At 45.8% G+C, this 6,255-nt stretch carries 6 protein-coding genes and 1 pseudogene; all 7 read right to left on the bottom strand.

Going from position 1 to position 6,255, the window contains the following annotated elements; all coding sequences use genetic code 11:
- Positions 1-177: 177 nt before the first annotated feature.
- Complete coding sequence (locus tag ACN0UY_RS12855; RefSeq protein ID WP_369624674.1) at positions 178-1,149, bottom strand: TRAP transporter substrate-binding protein; 972 nt, start codon at positions 1,147-1,149, stop codon at positions 178-180.
- A 58-nt stretch (positions 1,150-1,207) separates the two neighbouring features.
- Positions 1,208-2,470, bottom strand: a complete 1,263-nt coding sequence (locus tag ACN0UY_RS12850) for a TRAP transporter large permease (RefSeq protein WP_369624673.1) — start codon at positions 2,468-2,470, stop codon at positions 1,208-1,210.
- 12 nt (positions 2,471-2,482) lie between these two features.
- Positions 2,483-3,052: a TRAP transporter small permease gene (locus tag ACN0UY_RS12845; protein ID WP_417667627.1), complete on the bottom strand. Its 570-nt coding sequence runs from the start codon at positions 3,050-3,052 to the stop codon at positions 2,483-2,485.
- Positions 3,049-3,762 carry a class II aldolase/adducin family protein gene (locus ACN0UY_RS12840; protein ID WP_417667625.1) on the bottom strand — a complete coding sequence of 238 codons (714 nt, stop codon included), beginning with the start codon at positions 3,760-3,762 and terminating at the stop codon, positions 3,049-3,051. The genes ACN0UY_RS12845 and ACN0UY_RS12840 overlap by 4 nt, the downstream gene beginning before the upstream one ends.
- Positions 3,763-3,822: 60 nt before the next feature.
- Entirely contained in the window at positions 3,823-4,683 is an 861-nt protein-coding gene (locus tag ACN0UY_RS12835; protein ID WP_417667623.1) for a VOC family protein, read from the bottom strand.
- A gap of 99 nt (positions 4,684-4,782) precedes the next feature.
- The gene (locus tag ACN0UY_RS12830; protein WP_417667621.1) at positions 4,783-5,727 is read right to left on the bottom strand and encodes a LysR substrate-binding domain-containing protein; all 945 of its coding nucleotides are present in this window, start codon (positions 5,725-5,727) and stop codon (positions 4,783-4,785) included.
- 146 nt (positions 5,728-5,873) lie between these two features.
- Positions 5,874-6,255: pseudogene (locus tag ACN0UY_RS12825) on the bottom strand (type IV pili twitching motility protein PilT); the annotation flags it as partial.

Raw genomic sequence — 6,255 nt, 5'->3', positions numbered from 1 at the left:
GAGTTTTGAACACCCTCTAGCCAATAGCTTGTCGACACCGCGAACAAGAAAGGGCGGTTCTGTTCAGAACCGCCCTTTTTACACTTACTTGCTCACCATGAAGCTAAATATTATTAATTCTTAGCTTTAAAAATCAAAGTTTGACGTAGGTACATATATCAAAAATACCTGTATAAATCATTTTAGCTGCGCAGCTTCCTTTTCTAAAGCAACCAAAGCAGGTGCCCGCTTACGCCACTCCTCATACCAAGAATCAATTGAGCTTCCGAAGAATTCACGGTCTACCTTAACAACTTTAGCACCAGATTCTTTAATCTTCCCTAGATAAACCTCATCTAGTTCGCTATACACCTTAAACATTTCATCTAGATGCTTCGTCACCAGTTGCTTTATGATTTCACGATCACCATCCTGCAAAGTTTGCCAAGTCCTTCCAGAAAAAACAGCTACCATGGGTAACAACATATGCGAGGAATCAATTACTATTTCTGCGTGATCAAGATACCGAGTGTTCCAAGTGCCCTCAAAATCTATCTGCATACCATCAATTTGCCCATTTGCAAAGGCATCATAAAGAGCAGGTAAAGGGAGTGGTGTCGGAGCCGCACCAAGCTTGATCCAAAAGTCTCTCTCTGGCTCAACCGGCATGGTTCGAATTTTACGTCCAGTCAGGTCATCTACTGTGTTGACCTCACGATTGACTAGTATTTGACGCATCCCGGCCGTACCATAACCCAGCCCTACCAAACCTAGAGAACTCAGCTCCTCTAACATTTCTTTAGCGGTTTCTCCATGAAGTAGGGTTCTTGCTTGCTCTATCGTATCAACAAGATAAGGCGCAAATAATGCTGCAAAGTTTGAACGTCGATTAGAAATTTCACCTGCTGCCAAAAAAGCTCCATCGAGAGCGCCACGCTGCATTTGTTGCAACATCATGGCTTCATTACCAAGCTGACCTGAAGGATATATATTAACTTCAATACGTCCTTCCGTTCGTTCAGATAACTCTTCTGCAAAAGCCTCTGCAGATTTTGTCCATTGATGACTAGGTGGCGTTATCATTCCCAGCCTCAATGTTTGAGCATTGCTCATTATAGGCAAGACCATTAAAAATAGAGCTGTTGATAGTAATCTTATTTTTGTTTTCATCTTATTCTCCTAATGCACTTCATGGTTTAATCAGTCTAGGATATTGATCAATAAAGCTTCAGATCATGAATGTAACAAGAGCAGGTACAATAGCAAGTAGTAACAAAACTAACAGCATCACACCAAGATAAGGCGCCAACAAAATTGCTATTCGTTCTGCTTTAACACCGGATAGTGCAGATGCCGTAAACAGAGCGGAACCAACTGGTGGCGTCAAGAGCCCCATAACTAGAGTCAAACAAACAATAACACCAAAGTGATATGGGTTAATATTATAAACATCAACGGCCACTGGCAGTAATACTGGAACAACAAGTATTAGAGCAGGAATTGGATCCAGTACCATACCAATTACAAGAAGTAATGCCATTACTAGTAAAATGAATACAGTTGGTGATTGAGATATAGACTGTATCCACTGAGCAGTGATCATTGGTATATTTTCAAAGGTTATAACCCAGCCAAATACTTGAGCAGCAGCAATCATCATTAAGACCATTGCAGAATTTCGAGCCGTACGCTGAAGAGCTGGCCAGAAGGAATCAAAAGAGAACTCTTTATAAACAAAACGCCCTATTAGAATAGCACCAACACAGGCGAGTGCTGCCGCTTCAGTCGGTGTAGCAAGCCCTCCAAGGATACTGCCAACAATAATGAATGGTACAAGCCCAGCCGCCAAGCCTTCTCTCACAGCAACAAAACGCTCAGTCAAAGTTAGACCATCATTACTCGGAAAATCATGCCGACGAGCCATCCAGCCAATCAAAGCCAGAAATGCACAACCCAACAAAAGCCCAGGAACAATTCCAGCTATGAACAAGTCACCGATTGAAATTTGGGCAATCACTCCAAAAATAACAAATAACATTGATGGTGGAATGATCGGAGCCAGCAGGCCCCCTGCTGCAGTCAATGCCACCGCTGCGTCTTTTTTATACCCAGCTCGCTCCATCTCTGGCACTGCCATTCTGGTCATAATTGTAATCTGAGCGACTGTTGATCCTAATATCGAGGCCATCATCATGTTAGAAATGAGGTTTACGTAAGCCAGGCCACCTTTCATGGAGCCAATCATCGCCATCGACATAGACATAAGTCTTCGTGCGATTCCCCCTTCATTCATAAGCTCCCCAACAAGAATAAATAACGGCATTGCCAGTAATCCGTAATTTTCTAGCCCTCCCATAAATTGCTGAGGGTAAGAGTCCATCAATACTAAATTACCACTGACGACAACATATATAATTGCGGTCATTGCTAATACAAACGCTACTGGTACACCCAATACCAATAACCCTAAAAAACCAAGAACAACCATCATCTACTCCTCCAGCTAAGAAGCTTCATACTGCGTAGCAGGCTTACGGTTCAGTAGTAAAACCTGTACGCTAGTCTGTAGACAGGCCAAACAATGCAGCACTGATGTAAAAGAAAAAATAGGAAGTATTAGCCATACCCAAAATTTACGAATACCTAGTGTTTGAGTAGGCTCTTCATAAATAAAATTAAAAGTATCAGCCGAGAACGCCATAATATCCCACTGATTTTCATATAATCCAAGCAAGTCAAACCATTTCCAGACCATCACTAAGAAGAAAGAAACAAAAATCAGCATCAAAAGATCGACAACTACTGACATCAGTCTTTGTAAGAAATCTGGTACAAGATCCTGAACTAATGTCATTGCAATATTGCTGCGTGCTTGAAGACATGCCGATGCGGCAAGAAAGGTCATCCATACCATAGCTGTAATAGCTGCTTCATCCACCCAGTATTGGGCCTGCGCCGCAGCCCTGGTAAAGATGTTGAATATTAGCAGGCACAAAACGATTGCCAGCATAACCCCAGCACAACGAAGCTCCAGCCGAGCCAGATGAAAACTGAGTCGAGGTAGGCTATTCATTCCGGGTCACCATGGGTCAAATAGTCCCACATCCGCTCAAAGATTCGACCTGATCGTGTTGCTCGTGCTTTTGCCTCCGTCTCTGTAAGCACTATCACTTCATCAGCTGCAGCAAGGCAATCAAGCTCAATCCTTGCGGAATCCTCCAGATACCAGGTCAACACTACTGCATCCTGTACTGAGTCAGCGGCTACCACGGTGCCATTTCCTCGCATAACAACGGCACACCCCATGCCCAAAAGTTCCGCCATCTGCTCGGCAGATTCATCAGAACGAATTAGCTGAGGATCGTTCCAAAGCGGAATCGAGGGTGAAAAGTAAGCTCCCATACCGTGTAGCATACGTGGTGTACGCCCTAACGCAGATAGGGACATTGCCCTTGGAGGCATGCTGCGCACTATCCCGCCAACATCAGGCCGACGACGATATATTTCCCGATGAATACGCACTTCACCCAAGACATCCGGCGGCAACGGTTTATCTATCGCAACAACTGTACCGTTTACCTCGTTTGGGATCGTGCCCATTGGCATGGGAGCACACACAAGAAAGTGCTTTTCATCGAGGCGCTGACTACAATGGCCGTATGCATGTACCAACCCATGACGTCCAAGAGCACGAGCAGCACGTCGCACAATAATTTCGCTTTCATCCCGGTCTCTAATGACAGGCAAGACTGTGCCGTCCTGCAAATTTGAGGCTGAAGTCATAATATATTCTCAATCTAAAAAGATATCTGGGAGTGATAGGGAGGGGTATCCTCCCCATTATTAATCTTTTTTGAATTCAGCTATATCGGGTTTTGAACCCCACATACAGAAACCTGACGGTTCCGCTGGGAATTGGCGAGGCCGATGATTTACTTCATCTTCAATAGCAGATACTCCACAGGAGTATTCATAGATCATCCCTTCAGGCCCCTCGAAGTATAGAAAACGAGCTCCCGATGTGGGATGACGCCCAGGACCAAACACCACTTTGATGCCCTGCTCCTGGAGGAAATACCAATTGCGCATGATGTCATCGATCGTTTCGACCTGATGATTGATATGCTGGATGCCGCTACGTGTAGTTGGGAATAGTGCAATTTGATGATGTATGGTGTTAACCCTCAGCAGCGGAGACACACCAATCCAGTCACTGACACGAGCATTGAAGACTTTGGTCCAAAGCTTTTCATCACGGGCCGGATCAGTTGAACACAGTCCAACATGATTGAAGCCCGTAATGCCAGCATCACGACTAGGAAAGTAGCGCCTGCCGCTAGCATGTGGCCTCCAGACCAGCTCTATTTTATTACCCGTCAAGTCTTTAAAAGTAATGAATTCGTGAACTCGCCTTAACTCACACTCTTCACTCGTACCGATACGGTATTGGATCTCCGCCGCATCCAAGTCAGCTGCTGCCTGACTTAGCTGGTCTTCATCAGAAAGTTCAAACGCTAAAGTATGGTCAGAAGGGTCACCTTCGAAATAACACAAGGTATGATCGCGGTTATCTGATCGGAAATAGGCGCAACCACCCTCTTGTCTCACCAGCTCCAATCCAATAATACGTGTTGCGAAATCAATTGCAGCTGTTAAGTCGCGGGTGCCTAAGCGGACATATCGAACATCATGCAAGTCGGCCATCAACTGATCCTCATCATTTTCTTATAATTGGTTGTTAGGAACACTCTAGCGCCAGCTTACCATTACCTGAAATGAATATATGTCCTTCAGCCATAACCTTTAGGAATATCCACTATCCTCCCAGGCCTCACCAATAGTGCGGAGTTCCTTGATTAGCTCCTCCGCAACTCGACTGAAAGGATTGTCTTTTAGCCAACTAATCCCGACGGGACCAAACGATATCGCTGGTGTTATGTCAACACGCGCCAATAAGCCAGTATCAATATCCGGCTGTACCACCTGCACGGGAAATACACCTACATAATCGGTTTCAATAATTAAGCGACGGTTTGTGACAACGGAAAGGGACTCGCATGGAATCATTGGCAATTCAAGGTTTTGCTCATGAAATACGGACTCCAGCATTTGGCGTAAGGTCGTATCGGGTAGAGGCATTATCCAAGGCCAATTCCTCAGATCAGCAAGTGACGGGACCGTTTTTTTTAGAACCGGATGTGAGGGGCGCACAGTAAAAGCTATTTCTTCCTGATAAAAAGACTCTACTTGCAACCCTTCACGGTACCGATGAGGCGGCAATCTGCCTGCAATAAACTCTAAACCGCCCTGTTTGAGTTGAGGAAGCAAGTGGTCATAAGTCCCTTCGATTATAGTTACACGAATACCTGGTAGCCTGCTATGGAGCCGCGCGATAGCCCTAGGAAGAATGTTAGCTCCTCCAGCTAGAAGACTACCTACAACCACATGACCACTTAGCCCTTGGTAAATATCATGAATTTCCTGCGCAACAAGCTCTAATTGGCCAAAGATCGCTCGTGCGCGCTCAGCCAAAATTTTTCCTACGCCTGTTGGATGGGTACCCCGGCTGGTACGGACAAAAAGCTCAACACCGAGATCTTTTTCAAGTTCTCGAAGACTTTTCGTAACGGCAGGCTGGCTCAAGCCTAGTTCATCAGCAGCTGTAACCAAGCTTTGACTGCGAGCAACAACCATTACTGTACGTAGCTGCTGTAGCTTTACTCTACGTACCCACGAGAAGTCGTGCATCTTGATATAGCCTCACAGAGTTGTTATTCCTGAACGTGATAACAAACTTTAGAGGCTATCATGCTACATAGTCTTTCAGCATCACATGATTTTGATACGCACTAAGACGCCCAACGAAACATCAGGCGCCTCAAAGGAGCGCAGGATTACATCCCCTTCACGTCCACATTGCCCTTCAAGTTCAGGCTGTCGTCTTCATCCTGCAGCGTGAAACTGGGCATATCATCCGCCGCACCATCGGCCTTGCCACTGGTTTCTTCATCCAGCTTGATCATCAGACGCAGGTCGTTGGCCGAGTCGGCGTGAGCCAATGCCGCTTCGTAGGTGATGACACCATCGCGATACAGCTCGAACAGCGCCTGGTCGAAGGTGCGCATACCCAGATTGGTAGACTTTTTGATCACATCCTTGATCTCGTGCACCTGACCCTTGCGGATATGATCCTGGATCAGCGGCGAGTTGATCATTACTTCAATTGCCGCACGACGCCCCTTGCCATCCACGGTCGGCAGCAACTGCTGCGCCACA

The sequence above is a fragment of the Pseudidiomarina sp. genome (genome assembly GCF_048268165.1).
GTDB lineage: Bacteria > Pseudomonadota > Gammaproteobacteria > Enterobacterales > Alteromonadaceae > Pseudidiomarina.
The sequence above is the reverse complement of the archived record's forward strand: the minus strand, read 5'-3'. Positions and strand labels throughout refer to the sequence as shown.